The 25,701-nt window shown below is 53.5% G+C and carries 23 protein-coding genes; 7 read left to right on the top strand and 16 right to left on the bottom strand.

Translation table 11 applies throughout. The features are described 5' to 3' along the window. The first annotated feature begins 5 nt into the window (after positions 1–5). The 4 genes from ASQ50_RS18430 (at position 6) to ASQ50_RS18410 (ending at position 4,286) form a co-directional block, all read left to right on the top strand. Positions 6–968, top strand: a complete 963-nt coding sequence (locus ASQ50_RS18430) for a type II toxin-antitoxin system HipA family toxin (RefSeq protein ID WP_156471740.1) — start codon at positions 6–8, stop codon at positions 966–968. 330 nt (positions 969–1,298) lie between these two features. After that, on the top strand, positions 1,299–1,802 hold the full coding sequence (locus ASQ50_RS18425) for a hypothetical protein (RefSeq protein ID WP_061331783.1): 504 nt from the start codon (positions 1,299–1,301) through the stop codon (positions 1,800–1,802). Beyond that, positions 1,771–2,933 (top strand): IS3 family transposase gene (locus tag ASQ50_RS18415; protein ID WP_156471739.1). Its coding sequence is split into 2 segments (ribosomal slippage): positions 1,771–2,026 and positions 2,026–2,933, totalling 1,164 coding nucleotides; the frame shifts between segments, so codons are not numbered across the junction. Before ASQ50_RS18425 ends, ASQ50_RS18415 begins: the two co-directional genes overlap by 32 nt. 138 nt (positions 2,934–3,071) lie before the next feature. After that, positions 3,072–4,286 carry an IS256 family transposase gene (locus ASQ50_RS18410; RefSeq protein WP_058092339.1) on the top strand — a complete coding sequence of 405 codons (1,215 nt, stop codon included), beginning with the start codon at positions 3,072–3,074 and terminating at the stop codon, positions 4,284–4,286. A gap of 306 nt (positions 4,287–4,592) precedes the next feature. Here the strand turns inward: ASQ50_RS18410 and ASQ50_RS18405 are convergent, their stop codons facing one another. The 6 genes from ASQ50_RS18405 to ASQ50_RS18380 all read right to left on the bottom strand — a co-directional run bounded on the left by ASQ50_RS18405 (position 4,593) and on the right by ASQ50_RS18380 (position 15,231). Beyond that, a complete protein-coding gene (locus ASQ50_RS18405) occupies positions 4,593–7,124 on the bottom strand; it encodes an AAA family ATPase (protein WP_058092326.1) in 2,532 nt (843 codons plus the stop codon). A gap of 83 nt (positions 7,125–7,207) precedes the next feature. Beyond that, positions 7,208–8,107 carry a hypothetical protein gene (locus ASQ50_RS18400; protein ID WP_227510129.1) on the bottom strand — a complete coding sequence of 300 codons (900 nt, stop codon included), beginning with the start codon at positions 8,105–8,107 and terminating at the stop codon, positions 7,208–7,210. A gap of 170 nt (positions 8,108–8,277) precedes the next feature. Then, entirely contained in the window at positions 8,278–9,129 is an 852-nt protein-coding gene (locus tag ASQ50_RS21260) for a hypothetical protein (protein WP_058092328.1), read from the bottom strand. Positions 9,130–9,542: 413 nt separating this feature from the next. Continuing rightward, positions 9,543–12,665: an efflux RND transporter permease subunit gene (locus ASQ50_RS18390; RefSeq protein ID WP_058092329.1), complete on the bottom strand. Its 3,123-nt coding sequence runs from the start codon at positions 12,663–12,665 to the stop codon at positions 9,543–9,545. After that, positions 12,662–13,957, bottom strand: coding sequence for an efflux RND transporter periplasmic adaptor subunit (locus tag ASQ50_RS18385; protein WP_058092330.1), 1,296 nt, complete (start codon positions 13,955–13,957; stop codon positions 12,662–12,664). Before ASQ50_RS18385 ends, ASQ50_RS18390 begins: the two co-directional genes overlap by 4 nt. A 5-nt stretch (positions 13,958–13,962) precedes the next feature. Then, complete coding sequence (locus ASQ50_RS18380; RefSeq protein WP_227513210.1) at positions 13,963–15,231, bottom strand: TolC family protein; 1,269 nt, start codon at positions 15,229–15,231, stop codon at positions 13,963–13,965. 266 nt (positions 15,232–15,497) lie between these two features. Here ASQ50_RS18380 and ASQ50_RS18375 point away from each other — a divergent pair, with 266 nt between their 5' ends. Together ASQ50_RS18375 and ASQ50_RS18370 are read left to right on the top strand one after the other, a co-directional pair. Further along, positions 15,498–15,782: a hypothetical protein gene (locus tag ASQ50_RS18375; RefSeq protein WP_058092332.1), complete on the top strand. Its 285-nt coding sequence runs from the start codon at positions 15,498–15,500 to the stop codon at positions 15,780–15,782. Positions 15,783–15,931: 149 nt separating this feature from the next. After that, a complete protein-coding gene (locus ASQ50_RS18370; protein WP_058092333.1) occupies positions 15,932–16,192 on the top strand; it encodes a hypothetical protein in 261 nt (86 codons plus the stop codon). A 132-nt stretch (positions 16,193–16,324) separates the two neighbouring features. On the opposite strand, the gene ASQ50_RS18365 is transcribed toward ASQ50_RS18370, so the two are convergent. From ASQ50_RS18365 to ASQ50_RS18355, 4 genes are read right to left on the bottom strand one after another with little or no spacing between them, the layout of a single operon-like run. Further along, positions 16,325–16,747 (bottom strand): c-type cytochrome, encoded by a 423-nt coding sequence (locus tag ASQ50_RS18365; RefSeq protein ID WP_227513209.1) that lies wholly within the window; start codon positions 16,745–16,747, stop codon positions 16,325–16,327. Continuing rightward, positions 16,744–17,409, bottom strand: coding sequence for an isoprenylcysteine carboxylmethyltransferase family protein (locus ASQ50_RS18360; RefSeq protein ID WP_058092341.1), 666 nt, complete (start codon positions 17,407–17,409; stop codon positions 16,744–16,746). The genes ASQ50_RS18365 and ASQ50_RS18360 overlap by 4 nt, the downstream gene beginning before the upstream one ends. Next, positions 17,402–17,650: a DUF2933 domain-containing protein gene (locus ASQ50_RS20700; RefSeq protein ID WP_076657267.1), complete on the bottom strand. Its 249-nt coding sequence runs from the start codon at positions 17,648–17,650 to the stop codon at positions 17,402–17,404. Before ASQ50_RS20700 ends, ASQ50_RS18360 begins: the two co-directional genes overlap by 8 nt. A gap of 41 nt (positions 17,651–17,691) precedes the next feature. Continuing rightward, positions 17,692–18,762 carry a YncE family protein gene (locus ASQ50_RS18355; RefSeq protein ID WP_058092334.1) on the bottom strand — a complete coding sequence of 357 codons (1,071 nt, stop codon included), beginning with the start codon at positions 18,760–18,762 and terminating at the stop codon, positions 17,692–17,694. Positions 18,763–18,950: 188 nt separating this feature from the next. Between ASQ50_RS18355 and ASQ50_RS18350 the strand changes: the two genes are divergently transcribed. Further along, entirely contained in the window at positions 18,951–20,243 is a 1,293-nt protein-coding gene (locus tag ASQ50_RS18350; protein ID WP_058092335.1) for a hypothetical protein, read from the top strand. Positions 20,244–20,303: 60 nt separating this feature from the next. Here the strand turns inward: ASQ50_RS18350 and ASQ50_RS18345 are convergent, their stop codons facing one another. The 6 genes from ASQ50_RS18345 to ASQ50_RS18320 form a co-directional block, all read right to left on the bottom strand. Further along, on the bottom strand, positions 20,304–20,762 hold the full coding sequence (locus ASQ50_RS18345) for a hypothetical protein (protein ID WP_058092336.1): 459 nt from the start codon (positions 20,760–20,762) through the stop codon (positions 20,304–20,306). A gap of 176 nt (positions 20,763–20,938) precedes the next feature. Further along, positions 20,939–21,325, bottom strand: a complete 387-nt coding sequence (locus tag ASQ50_RS18340; RefSeq protein WP_058092337.1) for a DUF302 domain-containing protein — start codon at positions 21,323–21,325, stop codon at positions 20,939–20,941. A gap of 24 nt (positions 21,326–21,349) precedes the next feature. Then, positions 21,350–23,710 (bottom strand): heavy metal translocating P-type ATPase, encoded by a 2,361-nt coding sequence (locus ASQ50_RS18335; RefSeq protein WP_068351591.1) that lies wholly within the window; start codon positions 23,708–23,710, stop codon positions 21,350–21,352. Further along, entirely contained in the window at positions 23,703–23,930 is a 228-nt protein-coding gene (locus ASQ50_RS18330; protein WP_022990675.1) for a hypothetical protein, read from the bottom strand. Before ASQ50_RS18330 ends, ASQ50_RS18335 begins: the two co-directional genes overlap by 8 nt. A 27-nt stretch (positions 23,931–23,957) precedes the next feature. Beyond that, complete coding sequence (locus ASQ50_RS18325) at positions 23,958–25,310, bottom strand: APC family permease (RefSeq protein ID WP_076657265.1); 1,353 nt, start codon at positions 25,308–25,310, stop codon at positions 23,958–23,960. Between the two features lie 11 nt (positions 25,311–25,321). Further along, positions 25,322–25,675, bottom strand: coding sequence for a hypothetical protein (locus ASQ50_RS18320; protein WP_058092398.1), 354 nt, complete (start codon positions 25,673–25,675; stop codon positions 25,322–25,324). Between the last annotated feature and the right edge of the window lie 26 nt (positions 25,676–25,701).

Below are 25,701 nucleotides of genomic sequence, written 5' to 3'. Positions count from 1 at the left end.
ATTGCTTGACCTGCCTGCAACCGCTCCCTGAAGGCCATTACATTCAGCATCATTCATCCTGCCTGGAAACGCTGTTCGGCAGCAGCACACTCAATATCGAGCTGGCCGCGGACAGACGAGCGCTCACACAGTCCCTGCCATCGTTTGCTTCGGGTTATTCAATCGCGGGCGTCCAAATGAAGTGCCATCTCACCATCAACGATGGCGGGCTTAACCTGGCTGACGTGGGCGGAACTTTTATCCTCAAGCCATCGCCGGAACGGTACCCTTTTGCGGCCGAGAACGAGCACGCCTCAATGGTGCTGATGAGGAACCTTGGATTCGACGTGCCACCGTGCTCCCTCCTCTCATTGGGCGACGGCCACAAGGTCTTCGTCATTCGACGCTTCGACAGAACAACTGATGGTAAAAAGATCCACCAGGAAGACGCGATGCAGGCACTTGGGGCTTCTAACCTGCGATCTGAGAACAAATACACCGCCGCTAGCTATCAGGTGGTACTAGAGCTGGCAATTAAACATGGCGGTTTGCCTTCCGGCCTGGAGCTTTTCCGCAGGTTGGTCTTTAGCTACCTCATTGGCAACGACGATCATCATATGAAAAACATTGCCTTCGTGAAACAACCATTCAGATTGGCTCCGGTATACGATGTTCTTGCCTCGTCCTTGTTCTCGAATTCACCTCTGTCGTCGACCATGGCTCTAAGTTTTTTGACCCATGGCGAACCGGAGTACTTACAACAAATGGGAAATGGGTTTTATTCCGGCGGGGACTTCGTTCAATTGGCCGAGGCGGCCGGGCTGGATGCGCCAGTAGCTCGAGAAACCATCCTCAATCTTGTCGCAAAAATTAAAGCTGAGGCACCAAAAACAGTTCAGACCTCCCTCATGCCACCAGACATGAAAGATCATTATTTAGATCTGGTTAAACGCCGCGCACGGTTCGTCGAACTTTTAGATCTCGGATAACAGCCCTTGCGCATACCGTTCCCAAACTCAGGATCCGGATTTCTCCAACTCTGGGTAGACCTAAATAGGGGACCGGGTTCATTCGGCGTTTCCTGAAGGCCCAGGACCGGATTATTTCTCGATGCGTTAGACGCCGCAGAAAGGTAAGAAAGGCCTACATATACCCTTCGAAGCACACTTCTCGATCTTGCGATCAATAAAGACCGCCTGCCAGCCCCGCTGAAGCTGTCAGAAAACGGGCGCTTTGCCACCTACTATGCTCCGTTTGAGTTCGTTAACAGTTCAGCCAAGGTGGTCATTTGCGGGATTACCCCTGGTATTCAACAAGCAGTGATTGCGCTACAAACCGCAAAGGAAGGACTCCAAGCAGGTCTGCCGACTGGCGAGATACTCGAACGTGCCAAACACTCAGCCAGTTTTGCCGGAGCAATGAGACGCAATCTGACGGAAATGATGGACTTCATTGGGCTACAGCGCTGGCTGGGTTTGAAGAGTTGCGGAGACCTATTTCAAACTCGACAGGACCTGGTGCACTTCACCTCCGCATTGCGGAATCCAGTTCTTGATCAAGGGAACAATTTCTCGGGCGGCCGAGCCATGATTTCAAGCAGCTACCTTTGGGATCAAATCCAGACCGGTCTCGTGACGGAGATCAAATCGTTGCCTGAAGACTGCGTGTTCATTCCTCTCGGCCAGGGTGTCGATGCCGTATTCGAGAAACTTGCCAGTGAAGGGTGTAGTGGTTCAATGATTCCGGACACCAATGTAGGTGGTAAGATCGCCACCATAAGCGAGGTGTCTGATGACCAGAAAACGACGTTCCTTTACTCCTGAGTTCAAACAGGAAGCAGCCAGCTTGGTGCTGGATCAAGGTTACACCATTGCCCAGGCTTGTACGTCCTTGGGCGTAGGTGAAAGTGCTTTGCGGCGCTGGGTTCAACAGCTGACGGATGAGCGAGAAGGCATTACCCCAAAGGGGAAAGCTTTGACCCCGGAGCAGCGACGGATTCAGGAGCTGGAAGCCCGCTGCAAGCGCCTTGAGATGGAGAAGACCATACTAAGAAAGGCTACCGCTCTCTTGATGTCGGACGACCTGAATCGTACGCGCTGATAGACCAATTGAGTGAGCAAATGCCTGTTGAAATGGTCTGCAATGCGTTCGATATCAGCCGCTCCAGCTATTACGAATACCGCCAACGGCGGAACCATATAGACGTTGAGCGTCTGGCTCTGAAGGCTCAGGTAAACCGCCTGTTCACTAAGAGCCGAAGCTCTGCCGGCAGCAGAACAATCAAGGGCATGCTCAATGACGACGGCGTTGTCATCGGGCGCTTTAAGGTTCGACGATTGATGAGTGAGCTGGGACTGGTCTGTAAGCAGCCAGGCCCTCACGCCTATAAGCAGGCCACCGTTGAGCGACCGGATATCCCGAATCACCTGGATCGTGAGTTTGCGGTAGAGCAGCCCGACGAGGTCTGGTGTGGTGACATTACGTACATCTGGAGCGGCCAGCGATGGAGTTATCTGGCTGTGGTACTGGATCTGTACGCCCGGCGAGTTGTTGGTTGGGCCATGTCATCCAGTCCGGATGCGGACCTGGTTGTAAAAGCTCTGGATCACGCCTGGGAACAGCGTGGTCAGCCAGAGAAAGTTATGTTCCACTCGGATCAGGGAAGTCAGTATGCCAGTCGTAAGTTCCGTCAGAGGCTCTGGCGCTATCGAATGACACAAAGCATGAGCCGGCGCGGCAACTGCTGGGACAACGCCCCGATGGAAAGGCTGTTCCGGAGCCTGAAATCCGAATGGATACCGGCCCTGGGATATCGGAACTTGCCCGAGGCAAAAAAAGATGTAGGTGGCTATCTGATGGACTACTACAACCGGCAAAGGCCTCATACGTTCAACGGTGGCATTTCTCCCGTTGCAGCAGAGGAAAACCTTAAAATACTGTCCGGGATTAGTTGACCACTACAAAAGCCCGAAGGTCTACCAAGGTAAGCCCAATGATTGCCTAACACGAATCCTCGCGAGCCTGTAAACCAAATTGTGTAACTGCCCACGACTGAGTAATCTTTTCAAAAGGATACCATCGTGGGTACACAAGTGGACCAAGAAAAACTCAAAGCTATGGCTGCCGAGCTGGCCGAGGACATCAAGTCTGAAAAAGATCTCGGAGCCCTCACACAGCAGCTGGTCAAGCTCACCGTCGAGACCGCACTCAACGCCGAACTGGATGAGCATCTTGGATACGAGAAGCACGCTCTTGAAGGCCGTGGCACCGGCAACAGCCGTAACGGCTATTCTGCCAAGCGCCTGAAGGGCCAACACGGCGAAGTACCGATACAGGCTCCCCGTGACCGGGACGGCTCCTTCGAGCCTCAGTTCGTCCGTAAAGGTCAGTCCCGCCTGACCCAGATGGATGACCAGGTCCTGGCTCTTTACGCCAAGGGCCTGAGCACCCGGGATATCGTGGACGCCTTCAAGGAAATGTACGACGCCGACATCTCGGCCACTCTGGTGTCCAAGGTGACGGAGCGAGTGATCGATCAGGTTCACGAGTGGCAGAATCGCCCTGTTGATCCGATCTACCCCATCGTCTATCTGGACTGCATCGTTCTGAAAATTCGTCAGGACAAGAGGGTGATCAACAAGTCCCTATACCTGGCCCTGGGCATCAACATGGAAGGCCAGAAGGAGCTGCTAGGCCTCTGGCTGGCCGAGACCGAAGGCGCGAAGTTCTGGTTGTCGGTACTGACGGAACTGAAGAACCGTGGTCTGGAAGACATCCTGATCGCCTGCGTGGACGGCCTCAAGGGCTTCCCGGATGCCATTGCTGCTGAGTACCCTCAGACCAAGGTGCAGCTGTGCATCGTGCACATGGTTCGCAACTCGCTGCGCTACGTGTCCTGGAAGGACTACAAGGCCGTGACGGCCGATCTGAAACAGATCTACCAGTCTGCCTCGGAACACGAAGCCCGGCAGGCGTTGGAGGCCTTCGGGGAACGCTGGGACGGCCAGTACCCTCAGATCTCCCGATCCTGGCACAGCCACTGGGACAACCTGATCACCATCTTCGAGTATCCTCCGGCCATCCGGAAAGTGATCTACACCACCAATGCCATTGAGTCGCTGAACAGCGTCATCCGCAAAGCCACCAAGCGCCGCAAGCTGTTCCCCAGCGATGATTCGGCACTGAAAGTGGCCTTCCTGGCGATCCAGCAGGCCTCAAAGAAATGGACGATGCCGATCCGTGATTGGAAGCCGGCATTGAATCGCTTTATTATCGAATTCGGTGACCGTCTGGACGGTCACCTGTAATGGGATGGGCAGTTACACAGATTTATTTACAGGCTCACCTTCCAGATGCAGGGCGGGCTGATTGATCTTCCTGCTCCTTGCGCTGCGCAAACCGTAAATCTACCCAGCCTTCCGAAGCTAGTATGCTGCGTCGAATGTTCGCTCTTGTTTAGCTGACGTCCAGGAGCAGTCTTGGTCGCAAAGCGAACATGCAACTTAGAGATACCGCCCAAAATTTTCGGCGCGTTTACGCGTCCGTAGCATTTGAGTGTTATGCATGCTTACGCGTGTCAAAGATATGCCTACCGAATAGCTTCACGGAACATCCTACTTCCTTCCAACAATTGCAGTTTCAATATTTTTTATCGCGTTGTATCGGGTCACGAACATTGCCTTATCCGTGTTTACGTAGGCGTTTCTCGGATCGTCGTGTTCGGTGATGCTCAGTTTCTCGAAAAGATCTCTCAGGGACTGAGCCTCACTCGGAAGGAGAGGAACGACCTTCGTAAACTCACTGAACGCTGACACCTGTTGGCTCTTCTGCTTGAATTGATGCCTCTGTTTGTTAAATACGTGCGTATTCACAACCGCTTCGATAAGCCGGCGCATTTTTCCAGCCATGGACTCCTTCTGGTCTTTAGTAGGCTCTCCGGAAATGGCGAGAATGGTATCGATACCGGACTTCAAATCGTCAATGCTTTCGCTGTATTCATCCAGCGCAACGCAACTTTCTAGGACATAGACAGCCGTATGGCCATTTAATCCAGCTCTATTCATAGTTGTTTGTATCTGAACAAAAAATTCCCAATTATGGGTGAGAACAACGACCTGCCGAGCCGGATACTTTTGAATCAAATCGCGCAGACGATTGGAATAGTTACCAATGTAATTATAATCAAAGCTAGAGATTGGATCGTCAAAGACAATTACTTGCTGCTCACAGGTTTCTAGCTCCGCAAAGAACAGGGCAAGTGCGTGAATTCGTTGCTCGCCTTCGCTCAGTACAGCTTCGATTTTTTGACCAGCGACATGGTGATCTACTGTGACAGCTCCGTCACCACCGACATCTTTCAGCTCGACACCAAAGGCACTCATCTCTCTTTCAGCTAGCGCAAGATACTCATCGTTCAAGCGAGCCTTGAAATCTTCCACAACAAGCTCTTTGTGGGCCTTTTTGGCTGTGGAAGTGATTTTCCGTAGTACCGTCGCGAATGTCGGCAGATTTGAATCCCAATAATCAGCATTTTGTGAACGACGATATGCCTCCTTAATGAGATTAATATTCTCCGCGATTTCCTTTCTGTAAAGAAGAGCCTGGCAGTCTGTGGAAACTTCACTCAACTGCCGAAGAAGTTCGTCGCGGTCTTTCCGGGCGTTCTCGATTAGTCCTTCTTTCTCCTCGACGCTTCTCGAAACTTCATCGACGAAGGCTCGGAGCGAGGCTGCGGCAGCCTCGCCCGCCTGGTCGATTAAGTCTCCCTTCTTGAAGCGTTCTTTTATTACCTTACCGATAGACTTGATGGGCTCGATTCTCTCCGGCGGTAAGACGGAGTCCTTGGCCCAATTATCAGGCACAGAATCAGCAACCACTTTGAGGTTCTTATCTGCGGTTTCGATTACCTTTCGGAGTTGAGTGATGGCAGCATCCAGTTCTCCGGTAAGAAGATCGGCGTATTGCTTGAATAGCTCAAGCTCGTTTGCTTCCAACGCTTGTTTGCACAGTGGACACACTTCTGGCTCCGGTGAGTGGAGATTGCACACCTCATTGGCAGGCCGGATAAGTGCCATCAGTTTTTCTAAACTTGCACCTGTGGGAATTAGAGCTCTCGCCAGAACTTCCAGTTCTTCCTCTTTTTCCTTCAGAGTTCTAGCCTGAACAACCGGATCAATTTCGATAAGCATCTCGGATGCGATGAGAATTGGATGAATCTCCCCATCCAGGGCTTTCAGTGCAGAGAGCTCACCCTTGAGCAGCTTAAGCCCTTCTTCTGATGTCGCTTTTTCTAACTCCGCCTTCTTTTTGAGCTTCTCTTCAAGTTCGCCATCTTTCGTATAGGCTTCACCAGATTCTATCTGCGCTTTTAGCGTCGCAGTATTCTGACTACTCAAGGTAGCAAGTGCTGTTCCTGCAAATGTCGCAAACTTTGTGCGGACCTGGTTTTCTGTCCCTGCGAGTAGCGCTGCATTTTCATTTTGCATTCTTTGTAGCTCTGCACGCAGTTCCTCACAGTGTTTCTTAGCGGTTCCAAAGACATCTAATTTAAAGGGGGCGAGCTCAATAATCCTACCAGGTTGGACAGAGTTCTTGATGTTGTGAACAGCGACTCCCGAATCGAAGTACTTCAAAGCGCCCGCGCGGGAGCCGTAACTGCCGGGTGAACTCCAATTCTGAATAGTTGAATCTGACGTGAACTTGAAATCGAACGAAGGACTCGGCGCCGTTGTCGCACGAACGTCATGAAGTGGTCGTTTCGGTGCATCATTCGAAGCTAGTATCTGTAATGCATCACATAGACTAGATTTCCCGCTTCCATTTGCTCCGAAAACAATACTCACCCGCTTTGGAAACGAAGCCGCGAGCGAATCACCTAGGCGTTTGAAGCCGTGAAAAGGCCCAATAATCTCAAGCCGATCAGTGGTTATCGCTGCGGCCCCAGCAGGGGCTGCAACGGTCGGAGGCGCAGGTTGGCGGAGATAGCTTGCCCGTTTTGTAAAAAGCTGAACAAGGGTATCCAAGTCGAAAGGACTGAGAGTTGTTATTCCAGAAGCAGCCGCATCACAGATCATCTCCAGCCACGGGATACCCTCTGAATGCCCAAGATTGCGTAAGTATCCAATTGCGTCGGGATAAGTTGACATTTAGGTCCTTTTTACTAAATTGCATAACGCCTTGGCGTTGTCGCGTACCGGAGCGATAGCGTAGGTTCGACACCAGTCACTGGTTATGCTCTATCAGTTTGGATTCCAAGATTTAGCTCGAAACCTTTTTCGAAATTGAAGTGAAGTGGCGTGGTAATATTGCCCAGATACGTATATATACAGCGAGCCTTGTTGATAATGCCTCTGTCAGCTGAAAGTAGCGCATTGCAGTATGAAGCCATGCCAGTATGCTGACCATCAGACATTATATTTTTGATTTTCTCACGCTTCGCCAAGCCTTTGTCAGGGCTGATACCTATCATATTCAATACAATATGGGCACCACAGATCGCACCGTGTTGTGTATGCTGCACGCCCTCAATGCCGGGAATCGGCTCAAACCCAAAGAACTGATCTTTATTCACACTTGGAATTGCAGGTCCTATGAGGTTCCACACCTCATCGATAGGAGAGAACGTTTTTTCAATTCTTTTTCTCTCTTCACTCGAAACGCCTAAAGCTGCCCGTGTTTGGTCAATAGGGACACGATCTTTTAAGTGTTGCTCAACTACACCAGCCATTTCCTCAGAAACGGTATGTGCTTGGCTAATCAGATCATGCTTACGTTCGTCGTCAACCGCACTGGTTAGGCGATCAATCTCTTTCCGCAGCTGATCTGGAGTTTGTTGCAACTCATCAAAATTATCAGCTCCAAACGAGCGAATGAGGTATTCGATAGAGTGATCATTGGAGCCTTCAAACCCTGATATGGCTTCCAGATGCCTCTCGTACCTTTCATGGGGGTCAACGTAGTCTCTTAATCTAATATTCCCCACAGACTGGAAATCCTCGTTCAGGACATCACACACTTCAACAGCTTTCAGTACTTTCATGCCGTGCAGGGCATCGGTATTGCCGTTCCGATATATCTCATCGAGGTGAGCGTACGAGTAAACCCAAATGAAACGTTCTGGATCGACCATAGATATCTCTCCACAAGCGACATACCGAAAAACGTTCATATCGGCGTAAATAGTTGGCCGCTGTGTGACAAGATAGGAGTTCATAGTTAAATGCCCAATTCTTCTTCAAACATAATGCCAAAACGAAGCGGCGCGTTTCACGCGTCCGTCTTCCGTGATTTGTTAGGATATCATTCCGAAAATGCAGACTTTGAATGCATAGCCTCATACTTCTTGTATTCTTTTCCCCAACTAGTTTCGTTCAAGAAGTAGGACATCAAACGCTCCATTTCAACAGGCTCCGTTGATAGCACTTTAAACCTGGAATCCAGTGGTTTTCTTCGCGGAACCCGGTGCTCAAATAGCCCCGAAAGTAGCTTGTTCTGGGCTTCAATCTGTAAATCGATCACATAGCATCCGATCTCGTCCATGGCTCGCCGATATTCTTCTACAAGTCTCTCTAATTCTGAAAGCTGGTCAGCACTGACAGGTGATGCGGGAATCGGTCTAGGAGTTTTCGATGGTGCATCATGTGGGGGATCAGTTGGAAGGATGATGATGAAGCGATTAAAAAGCTCATTCGAAGCGTTTCGGGCATCATGATTAGCGGAGTTCAAGGCCGTTTGGAACAGCTCAATTTCCGGAAACACTATCGACCAAGCTTCAAATTCTTGAATCAACGCAATTAATGCATCATTAGCGGCACTGTGCAGATGTGAAAACTCAATCGCTCTCTCCCTTGGGAATGGGAGTGGTATGTTCTTTTTGATCGAATTTTGGAAAACCTCAATTCTCGATGGAACATTAACTGCGTACATCATGGCGGTGACATTGGTACGAGTAACATCCCTTAATCGCAAAGTAAGCGTTTTGTAGATTTCGACCTTCAACGCTTCTTGCGCATTTCTCTTCTGTAGCTCAAGCGAACTCCTGTGTTGTCGACCGATCTGCCATACCAAAACAATCGCACCTACAATGATGCCAATCAGCGTTAGCAAATGACCAAATAGATCAACCGAATTCGACTGAATCCAGTCCCACATGTCGCTTTCCTTTTATCCTAAAAGCAGTTGGGCAGCGCGCTTTATCATTGCAGAAATTTGACTGCGTCATTATTACTGACTTTGAACCATAAATCGCTCTGCACATAAATTGATAAAACAATAGCTTAGCCGAGCATGGCCATCTCTGCCATGTAATCATTTCGAGTCTGGAATTTGCTCTGCCAATCATACTGGGTGAAATGGCTGTGATTAGCTTGGAGGCGCTGGGGAAAGCCCTGCCCCGAATGTTCGCTTATGTTTAGGAGCACAGCCTGGTCGCAAAGCGAACGTTCAGGCAAATAGATTTTGGAATATGCGCAGTAGACGGGTAGGCACCCTGCGAATGATCGTGATAACCGGTAAAGACGTGATAGCAAGGTGCCAGGCTGAATCCTGGCACCTTGCTATCGGCGTTACTCACCAAGAGTTCGCTGTTTCCAGAGATAAAAGAGCACAGGAATCACCAGCAGCGCCAGAATGACAGCGGAAATCATACCGCCCACCATAGGTGCCGCAATCCGGCCCATCACCTCCGACCCTGTACCGGTGCCAATCATAATGGGCACAAGCCCCCCGATAATGGCGGCCGCCGTCATCATGATTGGCCGAACCCGCATACCGGCACCTTGTAGTACGGCATGGCGGAGGGTTTCTCGCCTTGGCGTCAGCCCTTTGTCATCACACGTTTCCAGCATTGCGTTATAAGCCTGATTCAAATACACCAGCATGATCACCCCAATCTCTACCGCAACGCCCGCCAGCGCAATGAAACCGACACCGACGGCTACCGAAAAATTATAACCAAGCAGATACATCAGCCAGATAGCACCGATCATCGCAAACGGTAGCGTGCCCATAATAATCCCCACTTCGGCAAAACGGCGGAAGTTAAGAAACAGCAGGATGACGATGATGGCCAGCGTTAACGGCACCACATAGGTCAGTTTTTCCTTCGCACGGAGCATGTACTCATACTGACCAGACCAGTTGATTGAATAACCGGGAGGTAGATCCAGCTCTTCACTCACGGTAACCATGGCCTGTTCAACATAGGTGCCTACGTCGACACCCTCAATATCCACAAAGGTCCAGCCGTTCAGGCGGGCATTCTCACTCTTAATGGCCGGCGGGCCATCCTCCACGCCGATCTCCGCCACATCTGCCAGGGCAATGCGCTGGCCGGATGCGGTCACGATGGGCAGTTGCTCCAGCTTCTCGGGCGAATCCCGGTAGTCTTCCGGATAACGAAGATTAATGGGATACCGCTCAAGTCCCTCGATGGTTCTGGAAACGTTGATTCCACCAATAGCGGAGGCCACTACCTGCTGAACATCAGCGATATTCAGCCCATAACGAGCGGCACGCTCACGATCAATATCCACCTTGATGTAGCGGCCCCCAGCGACTCGCTCAGAGTAAACGGAGGCTGTACCGGGGATGTCGACCATGACTTCCTCAAGGCGTTTACCGATGTTCTGGATGACGGTAAGGTCCGGACCGGCAATCTTGATGCCCACCGGCGTTTTAATACCCGTTGCCAGCATATCGATGCGCGTGATGATCGGCATAACCCAGGCATTGGTTACCCCCGGGAACCGAATCAGAGTATTGAGCTCCTGCTTCAGCTTTTCGGTGGTCATGCCTTCCCGCCATTGATCCCTCGGCTTGAGCTGGATGAAGGTCTCGATCATCGTCAATGGAGCCGGATCGGTAGCGGTATCCGCCCGCCCCACTTTGCCGAACACGGTTTCGACTTCGGGTACGGTGGCAATCAGCTTGTCCGTTTGCTGCAACAGTTCCCGAGCCTTACCAATGGAGATGCCCGGGTAGGTGGTGGGCATGTACATCAGGTCGCCTTCATCCAGTGGCGGGATGAATTCACTGCCGATTTTGGTGGCTGGCCAAAGGCCCACAGCCAATGCCAGCAACGCAACAATAACCGTCGTTTTCGGGAAGCGTAACACCAGCTTCAGCACCGGCATATAAACGCCAACCAGCAGGCGGTTCACGGGGTTCTTGTGCTCCGGCAGCACCTTGCCGCGAATGAAATAGCCCATCAGCACCGGCACCAGCGTCACCGCCAGGGCCGCACTCGCCGCCATGGCGTAGGTTTTGGTGAACGCCAGGGGAGAAAACATCCGCCCTTCCTGCGCCTCCAGGGCAAACACCGGCACAAAACTGACGGTAATGATCAGGAGCGAGAAAAACAGCGCGGGCCCGACCTCAGAGGCTGACCGTGCAACGACTTCCCATCGGTTCTCAGACGTTAACGGGGTTCGCTCCATGTGTTTGTGCATGTTCTCGATCATTACAATAGCACCATCAATCATGGCGCCGATAGCGATGGCAATCCCCCCGAGTGACATGATGTTGGCATTGATGCCTTGCCAGTGCATGACGATAAAGGCCGCCAGAATACCCACGGGAAGGCTGAGAATCGCCACCAGCGACGAGCGCACGTGGAACAGGAAGACGATGCACACCAGGCCCACCACCAGAAACTCTTCAAGCAGCTTGAAGCCGAGATTATTGACCGCCCGCTCAATCAGACCAGAGCGATCGTAAACCGTCACCACCTCGACGCCTTCAGGCAAACTGGATTTCAGGTCTTCCAGTTTCGCCTTCACGCCATTAATGGTTGCCTGAGCGTTCTCACCAAAGCGCATCACCACAACACCGCCGACGGTTTCACCTTCCCCATTCAGTTCGGCAACCCCACGCCGCATCTGCGGGCCAACTTCAACGGTGGCCACATCTTTCAGCAATATGGGGGTACCGTTGTCATCGAGTCCTAATGGAATCGACAGAAGATCCTCACGGGATTTTATATAGCCAGACGTGCGCACCATGTATTCCGCCTCGGCCATCTCGATGACGGAGGCGCCCACTTCCTGGTTGCCTCTCTTGATGGCGTTCTGGATGTGAGCCAGAGGAATTCCCAGCGCCCTGAGTTTTTCCGGGCTGACCTTGACCTGGTACTGCTTCACCATACCGCCTAGCGCAGCCACCTCAGAGACACCCGGCACCGTTTGCAGTTCGTACTTCAGGAACCAGTCCTGCAGGCTGCGCAACTGGCTTAGGTCCTGGTTCCCAGTGCGGTCTACCAGCGCATACAGGTAAACCCAGCCAACTCCGGTAGCGTCTGGCCCGAGCTGAGGCCTTGCAGAGTCTGGAAGGCTGGGCGCAACCTGGGACAGGTATTCCAGTACCCGGGAGCGGGCCCAGTACATGTCGGTGTCTTCATCGAAGATCACGTAAACATAGGAGTCACCGAAGAACGAGTATCCCCTGACCGTTTTCGCGCCCGGTACCGAGAGCATGGCTGTCGTCATCGGGTAGGTCACTTGGTCTTCCACCACCTGCGGCGCCTGGCCCGGGAAACTGGTTTTGATAATGACCTGCACATCGGACAGATCCGGCAGAGCATCCACCGGCGTTTGTTTCAGCGAATAAAGGCCGAGCCCTGTGATAAGCAACGTCGCCAGCAACACCAGGAAGCGGTTACGAATAGACCAGTGAATAATAGCGGCAATCATGACTCGCCTCCGCCATGGCTCATGGTGCTGTGATCCATGCCTTCATGATCCATCCCCTGCTCATCCATATCCTGAGGCGATGACATCCGTTGGAAGTCCGAGGTTTTGCTGGATTCCGAATCGATCAGGAACTGGGCGGATGTGACCACCGTGTCGCCTGGCGAGAGGCCATTGAGTATTTCCGCATACTTGTCGCCGACGCGCCCAACGTTCACGTTAACCGACTTGAAGGCGCCCTCTTCCATCGACAGAACCAGTCGATCGCTCTGTCCGGTGCGGATGACCGACTCCCGTGGCACCAGAAACTGCCGCTGTCCCCGTTCGCCCTGAACATCCAGGCGAGCGAACATGCCTGGCATCAGAACACCATCATCGTTATCAAAGCGCATCCGCACTTGCGCCGTCCGGGTTTTCGGGTTCACTTCGGGGTAGACGTAATCCACGTTTCCGCGCCACTCGCGACCGGGCATGTAATCCAGCGTCATCTGTACCCGATTACCAGCCTCTACGGCGGAAAGCTGGCTTTCAAACACTTCGCCGATCACCCAGACCTCATCCAGTGCGGCAATCGATAAAACCCGGTTTCCGGGCTTGATGAACATACCCTCACGAACATTCAGATTCTCGATCACCCCGGAACCCGGAGCGTAAACCGTCATGGTTCTCTGGACTTCGCGCTTCTGGCGCAGTTGGCTGATCAGACTAGCCGGTACGTTCAGCGCCAACAATCGCTCGGTAGCAGCATCAACCAGTCTCTGATTGCCACGGTTCATCGCGAGAAGCAGTTCTTCCTGCGCATTCACAAGGGTGGGCGAGTACAGCGTGTACAAAGGCTTGCCTTGCTCAACAGGCTCGCCCTCGGCTTTGACATAAAGCGCGTCGATCCAGCCTTCAACACGAGGGTGCACGTGGGCCATCTCGTCTTCGTTGTACTGCACGTAGCCTACGGTAGTAATGTTGTTAGGCAGGCGCCCCTGAATCACCGGCTCCGTTCGAACCCCAAGGTTGTTGACGACCGTTGGTGAAATTCGGACCGTGCCGGCTGGATCCTCAGCTGACCCACCCTCCTCGTATACGGGGATCAGATCCATCCCCATCGGGGATTTTCCGGGTTTGTCACTTTTGAAATTGGGGTCCATCGGGGCTACCCAATACAGCGGCTCCTTTGGGCCAGAAGCGGCCATTTCAGCTGCAGGCGTCGAAGTCGCGTCAGTGTCAAGCCAGTACGTGGCCCCTGCACCGGCGAGGCCGCCGAGCAATACAAAGCCCAAAGGGCGAGCAAAATTAGCCATGATGGTCAGTCCTGGTAACGATTCAGTGAAAAGGAAGGTATGTCGGAAGTGTCGGACGTCAGATAACGGAAACTCGCCAGATTTTTGGCCCGCTCGGCCATCATCTGTATCAATTCAACCTGGGTATTAAGCTCTGCAATTCGCGCTCGTACCGCTTCGGCGAAGTCGCCGTCATCGTTGTTGTAAGCAGTCAATGCTGCGCTTGCCTGCGCCTCCATTTGCGGCAGCAGGGTCTGTTCATAGAGCTCTATGCGGTCATCCAGTCGTTCGATCCGGGCCACGGCCGCACGGGCTTTGGCCTGAAGTCCCCGGATCTGCAAAATACGTTCTGTTTTTGCCGCCTCCAGTCGCGCCACTGATGCATTCAGTTTTCGATCCTGCCGGTTGCCTGTAAAGATCGGGAGATCAAAGCCAATGCCTACAGAAAACAGGTCGGCCCTGTCCTGACCGTTTGGTGCCCGCTCCCTGTATCCATATTGTGCAGATACTGACCATTCCGGCTTGTAGGCCTGGCGAGCCAGGTCAACGTCAACACTCTGGGCATCAATCAGCTGATCAGTCGCGCGGATTGACGGATGACGGATCAGTGCCTCTGCGGATGTTTCAGCCCAGCCCAGAGGAAACACTCTCAGCAACTCGTTGGGTACATCTTTACTGACAGCCAGCTTGGCCTGGTCCGGGCCTATCCACTCTGCCAGCTCCGCGCGGTTCGATGCCTGTTGCGAATGCAGCACCGTCAGCCGGTCCTCAAGTCGCGTCAGTTCCAGCGAGGCACGGATAACATCCTGCTGCCTGGAACCCATGCTTGCTGAGGTATACCCAGCCTCTGCGACATCCTCTAACTGTTGAAACAGAGCACGATTATCTTCAATCAGTTCGATGCTTTGCTGGGTTCGCCAGACCTCAAGCCAGAGATGCGCTACCGATTCCATGACCTGCGCCCGGCGGTTCTCGCGCCGAAAAGGCTGAACGCCTGCCATTTCCTGCTTTTTTTCACTGGCCAGCTGACGGCTATCACCTCGCGGAATTCGCTGGGTAAATCCAATGGTGGCCTGAGTCATTGCCTCCTGTCCGGTATCGAAAGTATCCGTGGGCAAATTCGCGGCACCAAGCGTCATCCGGGGGTCCGGGAGTGCCCCATCGGCAACAGCTTCTTCCAACAGAGCATCTTGCATCTGCACACTCTGACGCAGCCAGGGATCGTTCTCGATGGCCGCATCAATCGCGCCGGTTAACTCAAGTCTGGGTGCCGTCCAAGCGGGCAAACTGGTCAAAACCAGAGCACCGAGAAAGGCCGGCTTTATAAGGTGAGGAAGAATGGACAACGTTATATCTCCATTGAAATGTTTCTGACTCGCAATCTTATAGCAATTATCTGAAACCAAACTGAATTGCAGAACGAAAATGCACAATTTGATTTACATCAAGATACTGTTATTCCTGAAAAAAGTTACTTTATTTTAAATTGTTTTGTTTCTTTCAGGATCAATTCAGAAACCGATGTTTTAATTAACTCATCAACCAACTAGGAGGTGTAAAAATGAAAAATTTACTTATATTTGCAGCAGCAGTTACTGTTTCAACGTCCATACTCGCCGGCAACATGTCAGACAATAAGGACATGAAGGCCATGCACAGCCAAATGATGGACAAATCATCCATTGAAGAAATACTTAAGAATGAAGAGATGCAGCGCTTACACAGAGACATGACACGTAATGCGATGTCCGAAGGGGGCTTTGAGGCTCGCGTGCAAATGATGACGGAAGAAGGCCGGGCTTATCACAAAGCTCTGAAACAAAGGCAAAAAAATACCGCAGGGTAATCCCTGCGGTAAAGTCAACTCGTGGAGACGCAAGCGCCGGCTGGCTCGGGCTTCGAGCAGTCGACGTCCTGATCGCGCTCAAGTAAATCACAGAAAACTGAAACTGAACTGAATTTCTTGAACGGTTTAAGGCAATTAAGGAGAACATCATGAAAAAAATCATTATCGCTGCCGCAGCTGCCACTTTATTTTCTACCATGGCCACTGCCAATTCAGGATTGGCCGACCGGTTCAACGAGGCGCGAAGCTATCCGCAAAAAACAACTGAGAGCACTATGGATACTGGCGCAATGACCAATCATCATAAGCAGATGAAAATGAATATGAGCAAGTCAGATATGGAAAATCAGCATAAAAAAATGCATATGGAAATGAGTGCAGCGAAGTTAAAGAGCCATCATGATTCATAAAGTATAAGAAGTTTGGAATCCACGCTCTCAAACACTGAAAATATTAGCAGCGAAAAAGCCACGTTAAAAACGTGGCTTTTTATTTTATATTTAAAAGGGTCGAATAGACTAAATTTTCCCAAAAGCTAAAGCTTACATCCCGCTCCTTTCAAACCATGCATCATATATCCGCTTATCCCATTTGCTCTGGAAGAAGGCGATAGCGGCTTTTTGATCGTCTTTAGAAAGTATACCTCCGAAGGCAGGCATTTGTCCGCCCATGGGAGCGCCACCTTGAGCGATTGTGCCCATCAGCATGTCGAATGGATGGTGCCAGGCGTGGCCTGTTCCGTTGAGTGGCGGCGGCGGAAAGGAACCATCCGCTAGCCGCTTTCTCCAATTGAAGGCGCCTTGAGCGTTGGATCCATGACAGCTTGCGCAGTTGTTGTCGAACACCACTGCGCCGCGCTCGACCTCAGCCTGTGTGTACCAGCGGTCATCCACCGTCTGTTTACCGCAGCCGCTGATTAGTGCGACTGCAAGAACGCCTACTGAGATAGTTGCCCCATGCATCATTCTTGTTCCTCGATTTGCTTGCGCCTCAAATTCCTCAATTGCGGAATAAAACGGGGAGTTCTGGCTGCATAGGCCCGCCAATCGGAGCCGAACGCTTTTTCTGTTTCACGCTCCTCGTGAATAGACAGGCGCGAGTACATCCACACCAGCACCGGGAACATGGCCAGCGTCAGCAGCGTTGGCCACTGCAGCAGAAAACCGAACATGATGAGCACGAAGCCGGAATACTGGGGGTGGCGAACGTGGGCATACAGGCCGGTTGTGGCCAACTGCCCTGCCTTTTGCGCGGCATACAGGGTACGCCAGCCAGCCGCAATCAGATAAAACCCGAGGCCAATAAACACTGTGCTCAAGAGATGAAACGGCCCAAAGTGTGGGGAACCCTTCCAACCAAACAGCATTTCCAGCAAGTGGCCACTGTCGTGAGCCAACCAGTTCACGTCGGGATACTGGCTCTGCAGCCAGCCGGAGAGGAAGTAGAGCGTCAGCGGGAACCCGTACATCTCGGTGAACAGTGCCACCAGAAACGCGCTGAAAGCACCAAACGAACGCCAGTCCCGGCGGGTCTGCGGTTTGAAAAAACTGAAGGCGAAGAATATGAAAATCGCCGAATTCAGCACCACTAGGCTCCAAAGGCCATAATCCGATGCACCATCAGTCATCACGCTGCTCTCCACTCTTTCCCGGTTGCTCTGCCTGGTGGTTATGTCCTCCATGTCCTCCATGTCCTCCATGCCCTCCGTGCCCTCCGTGCCCTCCGTGCATAAAAATATGGATCAGCGGACAAGCAAGCAGTATCAGCCAGGGCAAGGCGCCAAGCAGATGAACCTTGTGTTCTCCCCAGAGTAAAACCAGTGCGATAACGGCAAACATTGCCAAGGTAATTTTAAAGCGTCGATCCATGAGCGGTTCCTTTGCGAAAAAGCCAGTGTCAGAACAGGGTACTAGTGGGCCTCAAGGGATATCTGATGGCCTATGCCGCTCAGCGCGATCTCATCAACCACATCGAGGGATTCCGGGTCGAGCACCCAAAGCTTGTTCTCTGCCCGACTGGTCACCAGTAGCTGGCCATCGTAGGGAGAGACCGCAAGATGATAGGGCGCAGGAGCCAGCGGCCTGGTGTGGCGGGCGCCGCTGGCTAGCTCAATCCGGACCACTTGGTTGCCGCCCTGGCTGGTGGCATAGAGGGTCTGGCCATCTGCGCTCAAGCCAACGCCATGGGGCGCCTCCCCAACCTCGTACCGGTTCGCCACCGCGCCTTTGGCAAGCTCAAGGACAAGAACCTGGCCGGATGCAGCATCATTCACGTAGAGCCGCTGGTTGCCGGGGGCAAGCACCATATGCTCTGGGTTGCCGCCAACTCGCAAATTGCGCTCGACGAACCAGTGCTCGGTATCCACTTCGCTGACCGTGCCATTACCGGTATTGCTGACCAGAAGGGATTGGCCGTCGTCGGTTTGCACCAGATAGTTGGGGGCCGGCCCCGTCGCCACAGTTTTGACCAACTGACCGGAATCCAGATCCACAACGCTGATACTGCCACTGGCAGGATGCGTGGAAACGGCATAGCGACCGTTGGAAGTCACCAGCACATGGTGCACCGGCCCCGGCACTTCCAGTTTGCGGTCAATCGTCTTTGTGGCCGTGTTCACCAAATAGAGCAGCCCGGTACTCCCTGCTTCCAATTCAGTAGACTGCCCGCCCCCATGATGAGCGGCGTGTTCATCTTCTGAAACGCCTTCGGGGCGACTAACCGGCTCCTGACGATCATGCGCCGACAAACTACCCACCACCAGATGCCGGCCATCCGGGGTCAGTGCCGAACCGTGGGTATTCAGGGTGCCGCCAATGGACGACGTCACCTTGCGGTTTTCCAGATCAATAACGCCGACGGCATCCGCTGTGCCCATGGGAACAAATGCCCGGTTCGTGTCTGCGGCCACCATCAGCGAAAAACTCATAGCGACACTGGCCGTGATACCAGCAATACACTGCTTGCGCAACGAATGGTTCATAGCGTGCCCTTTTTGGTCAGAGGGTTTCAGTAAGATCTCCTCGCCCGGTAAGCAAGATCCCGAACAGGCATGGTCATTACTTGGCAGTCCATCACACCAAGCTGAAACAGGCCTGAAAACAGTTGCGAAACATGCATTCGTTTGACCAGAATCAAGGTGGAACGATTCACAATGACCATGGACGACCAATGCAAGACGTGCCCCAGGAAAACCAGCGAACAACCAAAACCCACGCCGACCAGCTCAACCGGCAGTGTTACTGCATCACCCTTGACCGAAAAGCGCTCACTGACAGCCTCCAGAAGCAGTTTTCAGACACTGGGAACGGGGCACCGGCCACTCCCGAGATCCATCATCTCTTTTCAAACACGCCGGTTTTTGTTCCCCAGGCTGACATCGCGACGATGGAGCGGATTGTTCAGGCGATCGAATCCGCAGCCGAGCTTCCGCCCTATAAGGAAAAAGCTCTGTCCTGGGCGCCGGACATCGCCGGTTTTGATCCAGGCCCCATCGGGGCGTTCATGGGCTACGACTTTCACCTGGGCGAGAACGGGCCTCAGCTGATCGAAATCAACACCAATGCCGGCGGCGCATTTCTGAACACGGTATTGGCCCGGGCTCAACACCGATGCTGTGACCCGTCCCAGCAGACCGCTGGCACCAACCGTGCATTGGATGGGTTCGAGGACGCGGTGTTTGCCATGTTCCAGCAGGAGTGGCAACGGCAAGGTGGCGACTCGACGCCCGGTTGCCTGGCCATTGTGGACGATGCCCCTGAATCCCAGTTTATGTTCCCAGAATTCCAACTGGCCCAGCAGTTATTCCAGGCCAGAGGCATTGAGACCTTGATCCTCGATCCATCGGAGCTTGAGTATGTTGATGGCGCTCTGAGCGCCCACGGCAAGCCTATCGGCATGGTGTACAACCGCCTGGTGGATTTTGCCTTGGAGGCCCCGGCTCTTGGGGCGCTGAGGCGCGCCTACCTCGACGGCGCGGCGGTCGTCACGCCCAATCCACGCGCCCATGCGCTGATGGCCGACAAACGGAACCTGATCCTGCTATCTGATGCCCAAACCCTGCGCGACTGGGGCCTGAGTGAAACCGAGGCAGGATTTCTGGATAGAGCTGTACCGAAGACCCGGCTGGTTTCAGCAAGTGATGAGGCGGAGTTGTGGAGCAACCGGCGTAAACTGTTTTTCAAACCGGTAGCGGGCCATGGCAGCAAGGGCGTCTATCGGGGCGAAAAACTAACCCGCCGCGTTTTCGAAGAGATCCTGAAGGGTGATTACATCGCGCAGAACTTCGTTCCCGCCGGAGAACGCACCCTGAGAGTGGATGGCACGGTCACCACCAGAAAGGTCGATATCCGTTTGTACACCTATGCCGGGCAACATCTGCTTGCCGCTGCCCGTGTGTACCAGGGCCAGGCCACCAACTTTCGAACGCCGGGAGGTGGCTTTGCGCCCGTCTTTGAGGTGTGAAGGTGAGCCTCAATTGGAAACATTCAAAGGGATTAAGCCGTCAGCAAAAGTGCTCGGATCTCATAGATCCTGCATTCGGCCAACCTGACGAGCCAGTCTCATCGACTCATTTTCCTCCATCGCCAAAAGAGATTCGAACAGCTCTTTTGCTTCTGGAATTTCGGCTTTTCCAATCAGCGTTTTGTAGAGATCAATAATCTGATCATGAAAGTCGAACACTTCCCGGCAGATACCATCAAAATCAAGCTTCGCGTAAGGCTCGTCGCAGGTTCGATGAGTTTTGATCGGATTATGGGACAGGTAGTCGTACACCCGAGTTTCCAGTGCCTTCTTATCCCCTTGGTGCTCAAACTCGTTCACGATCCGCTCTATGTCCGATTCATGAGCTGCCAGATAATCCAAAAGCGCACGGGCCCGTTCTTCCTCGTGCTTTGTTGCGCAATGGGACAGACAGCTCGCCAGATGTGAGTGCAGATCGCGCGTCCAGTCGATCAGTTGTCCAAAAGTCTTTATATCCATATCTTTTTTCCTTTTTTCTTCTCCATAATATGACTGACATCAAATAGGTATCCCGTCGTCAAATGAGGAGTCCTATTTGCATTTCCAGTGTTCAGTTGGGCTATGCGCTCGCCTGGCTAATTCGCTAATCCATTGCAAACCGCAGGCACTGCAGCAAATCGACGCCTCTACCGGCTTCAGATCGATTCCACAACCTCAGAGAGCATATCCCTGACCTTCCCGGCAACCTGCTTGAGCTCGTCATTATCGATGGCGCTCATGGAAGCCAATGGATCCACTGCACTTACCTCAATGCCCTCCGAAACCTCACGAAGAATAACGTTGCAAGGCAGCATGGCACCCACGCGAGGCTCCACACCGATGGCTTCCCAGGCCATGCCAGGATTGCAGGCCCCGAGAATCCGATAGGCCAACATATCCTTGTCAAGCTTTTTCTTCATGGTGGCTTTGACATCAATTTCTGTCAGCACACCGAACCCGTGATCAGTGAGGGCCTGACGCGCTCTTCTGTCCACGTCCTCGAAATCGACATCTTTGATAACTTGATCGATCGTGTATGACATAGCTACCTCCAATGATTCAGAAGTTCATTGCTTTGACCCGAGTTTCACCACCCTCAAACGCAGCGCATTCACGATCACGCTGACCGAGGACAGCGACATGGCGGCCGCTGCAAAAATGGGCGACAGCAGTATCCCGAAAAACGGGTACAAAACCCCTGCCGCTATCGGAACACCGGCGGAGTTGTAAACGAAGGCGAAAAACAGGTTCTGACGGATATTGCGCATGGTCGCCAGAGACAAACGGCGCGCCTCGACAATGCCCATCAGGTCGCCGCGTAGCAGCGTAATGCCGGCGCTTTCGATGGCGACATCGGTCCCGGTGCCCATGGCCACACCGACATCCGCCGTTGCCAGTGCAGGCGCATCGTTTACGCCGTCACCCGCCATCACGACAACACAGCCTTCGTCTTTCAGGCGCTGGACGATCTTGCCCTTATCTTCCGGCAGGACTTCCGCTTCCACTTCGTCGATATGCAGTTTTCGGGCAACTGCTTCAGCTGAAGTGCGGTTATCGCCGGTCAGCATGACCACCCGGATGCCGTCTTTTTGCAGCGCGGAAATAGCGGCTTCGGTGGTTTCCTTGACCGGATCGGCAATCGCCAGCAACCCTGCGACGTTTCCGTCGACAGCAGCAAAAATCACGGTAGCACCATCTTTTCGGAGCTGGTCGGCGTCGCCGTCAAATCGCGTGGTGTCGACATTTTCCGACTCCATGAGAAGGCGGTTACCAAGTAGCACCCGCTTGCCGTCTATTCGACCGGTAACCCCTTTACCATTCGGAGAGTCAAAGTCTTCCGCATCCGGAAGCTTCAGGTCCATGCCCTTGGCTTTATCGAGTATGGCGTGAGCCAGTGGGTGCTCACTGCCTTTCTCCAGGCCGCCTGCATAACGCATGAGACTACTGTCATCGAACCCGTTGGCCGCGACAAGCCGGGTGACTTGCGGCTTGCCCTCTGTCAGCGTGCCGGTTTTATCCACCACCACGGTGTCCACCTTCTCCATACGCTCCAAGGCTTCCGCATCGCGAATCAGAACGCCACTTTGAGCACCGCGTCCGACACCCACCATGATGGACATGGGCGTCGCCAAGCCAAGTGCGCAAGGGCAGGCAATGATCAGAACACTGACCGCTGCAATCAGCCCGAACGCCATAGGCGGCGTGGGCCCGAACAATGACCAGGCTATAAAGGCGATAATGGCGATCACTATCACCGCTGGCACGAAATAGCCCGCGACCTTGTCGGCCAGCCCCTGAATCGGTGCACGGCTACGTTGGGCGCTGGCCACCATCTGCACGATCTGAGACAGCATGGTGTCCCGGCCGACCTTGTCCGCCCGCATGATGAAACTGCCCTGCTGGTTGATGCTACCACCGATCACCTGGTCGCCGGATTTTTTGCTGACTGCCAAAGGCTCACCGGTCACCATGGATTCATCCACGTTGGAGCTGCCTTCAAGCACCTCGCCGTCCAACGGCACCTTGTCTCCCGGACGTACCCGCAAGCGGTCACCGACCTTGACCTGATCAAGCGACACATCGGATTCGCTGCCATCGTCGTCCAGTTTTCTGGCCGTCGCCGGTGCCAGATCCAGCAGGGCCTTGATGGCACCAGAGGTTTTCTCTCTGGCACGCAATTCCAGCACCTGCCCCAGCAGCACCAGCACCACGATGACAGCAGCCGCCTCGAAGTAGACGGCGACCGACCCGTCTTCCTGCCGGAAGGCGCCTGGGAAGATCTGCGGCGCCAGGGTCGCCACCAGGCTGTAGATCAGCGCGACGCCGGTACCAATGGCAATGAGCGTAAACATGTTCAAGTTACGGCTAACCACGGATTTCCAACCCCGGACGAAGAAGGGCCAACCGCACCAGAGCACCACAGGCGTTGCCAGCACCAGTTGAATCCAGTTGGACATCTGCGGGGCTATAATGTGATCGAGTCCGGTGAGGTGCCCACCCATCTCCAGTACCAGTACAGGCAGGGCCAGCACCAGGCCGATCCAGAATCGGCGGGTCATGTCTTTGAGTTCTTCCGAGGGCCCGTCGTCCAGGCTTACCTGCTCGGGCTCTAGGGCCATGCCGCAGATTGGGCAGTCCCCTGGCCCTTGCTGCCGAATCTCGGGGTGCATGGGACAGGTATACATAGTGCCCGGCGCTACCGGCTCTTGCTGTTTCTTTTCCCAATCGAGGTACTGCTCAGGGTCCTCGTCGAATTTGGACTGGCAACGCGACGAGCAGAAGTACCAGGTTTTACCGCCATGCTGGCTGCGGTGTTCCGCGGTATGCGGATCGACTGCCATGCCGCAAACCGGATCCTTGGCGGTGTGCCCGCCAGGTTCTTTATCGGCGTGGTGATCGTGGTCATGGGCGTGATGGTGCTCAGCCATTCTGATCTCCTGTTTTATCGGCGGGCCAGTCTGCAAATGCAATGAAATACAGCAGAACCAGATTGACGATAGGGATCAGTATCAGTACACCCATCCACCCCGGATACCCCGTGCGCTGGCAAATACGCCAGGCCGGAATGACGACCACAATGGCAATCACCAGCATCCACAGCCAGTGGCCTGCCCACATGGTGTTCCCGAACATGTTATCTCCCATCATGGCAATAGCCTCTCTTCCTGATTCAGATTAATGATGATGCGCATGACTCTCTTCCTGTTTCGCTTGCGCCGATTCCGGTGATCTTTTAAGGAAAATCTGCTCGGATACTGCAATCACGATCATGGTCACGACTGCCACGCTGATGACGAACGGGTCCGTATTAAGCTTTACCCAGACGAAGCCGCCCAGCGCCAAAAGATCCAACAAGATGGCTGTTGCTGGCACCCAGGTGTTGGCCTTGATGTCTTTGCGAAGATAGCGCAGTACACCCCAGTGAATGGCAATGTCCATAATCAGGTAAAACACGATACCCAGCGCGGCAATTCGTGACAGATCAAAGAAGGCGGTGAGGATCAGCCCCAGGACAACGGTATACACCAGTGTGTGTTTCTGGATGCTGCCGGGCATGCCAAAATGCCGATGTGGTACGAGCTTCATCTCCGTCAGCATCGCCAGCATGCGGGATACCGCGAAGACGCTGGCGAGAATACCGCCCGCCGTGGCCATCATGGCAATAGCGACAGTAAACCAGACACCGTAATCGCCGAGAGCGGGACGCGCAGCAGCAGCGAGGGAGTAATCCTGCGTTTCGATAATTTCAGCCAGTGACAGGTTGCTGGCGACCGCGAAGCCCACCAGCGTGTAGATCACCACGCAGGCGGCAATGGAAATCACGATGGCGCGCCCGACGTTTCGCTTTGGGTCTATTACTTCCGAACCACTGTTGGTGATGGTCGTAAAGCCTTTGAACGCCAGAATCCCCAGTGCGGTTGCGCCCAGGAAGTTGCCCAGCGCTCCGGCTTCACCGGGCTCCGAAAAATCAACCGAGATTGAGTCGGCAATCCAGACCCCGACCAGACCGAAAATCAGTATGCCGCCGATTTTCAGGATCCCGATAAAGGAAGCCACCCCTTGAATCATCCGATTGCCCAGCAGGTTGATCAGAAAGGCCGCAAGAATGAGCGCCACGCCGAGAATGGGCACCATGCGGCCACTGTCATCCCCGCCGAATAGTTGCATGGTGTAAGAGCCAAAGGTGCGGGCCAGGAAGCTCTGGGCGATCACCATGGAAAAGTACATCAACAGGGCGTTGAAAGCCGTTGGCAGCCGGTTTCCGTAAGCTTTATGCAAGTACATACCAATGCCCCCGGCCGACGGGTAGGCGTTGGAGATCTTGATGTAGGAATAGGCGCTGAAGCTCACAATCACCGCCGCAGCGAGAAAGGCCAGCGGGAAAAGTACGCCGGTCATCTGGGCCATCTGCCCGGTCAACGCAAAAATACCGGCGCCAATCATGACGCCGGTACCCAGCATGACGGTTCCGGGCAGAGTGAGGCTGCCTTCCTGATAGCGAGTGGTTCGATCTTCCTCCCTGTTCATTCAACCTCCTGTTATTTTTTCATGGGTGGAATCTTGGAACAGCAGAACGGCTCATGCTTGGCATTTGCCCGGACGTTGTCGTCGGTAACCCGGTACCAGGCCAGTTTGCGCCGGGTCCACCATCCGGTTTTCAATCGGCCACCGCAGGCCTTGACCAGTTCCAGTAATTCATCGACAGACCAGTGGGTTCCGTCATATGTCACCCGCAATGTGCCATTCGGTTTACGCTCGGCGAAATCAACGCAGGGGTGGTGGTTAAGATCGTGGATGAGATCCTCCCACTGACCTTCTCCCATCCCCTCGATGGCCAATTTCCGGCGCAACAAAAACTGTTCCTGATTGGTTGCTTTGTGTGCTTTGGTCATGGGGCGACACCTCTCTTCCAGATAAC

It is taken from the genome of Marinobacter sp. LQ44, assembly GCF_001447155.2.
In the GTDB taxonomy this organism is placed as follows: domain Bacteria; phylum Pseudomonadota; class Gammaproteobacteria; order Pseudomonadales; family Oleiphilaceae; genus Marinobacter.
The sequence above is the reverse complement of the archived record's forward strand: the minus strand, read 5'-3'. Positions and strand labels throughout refer to the sequence as shown.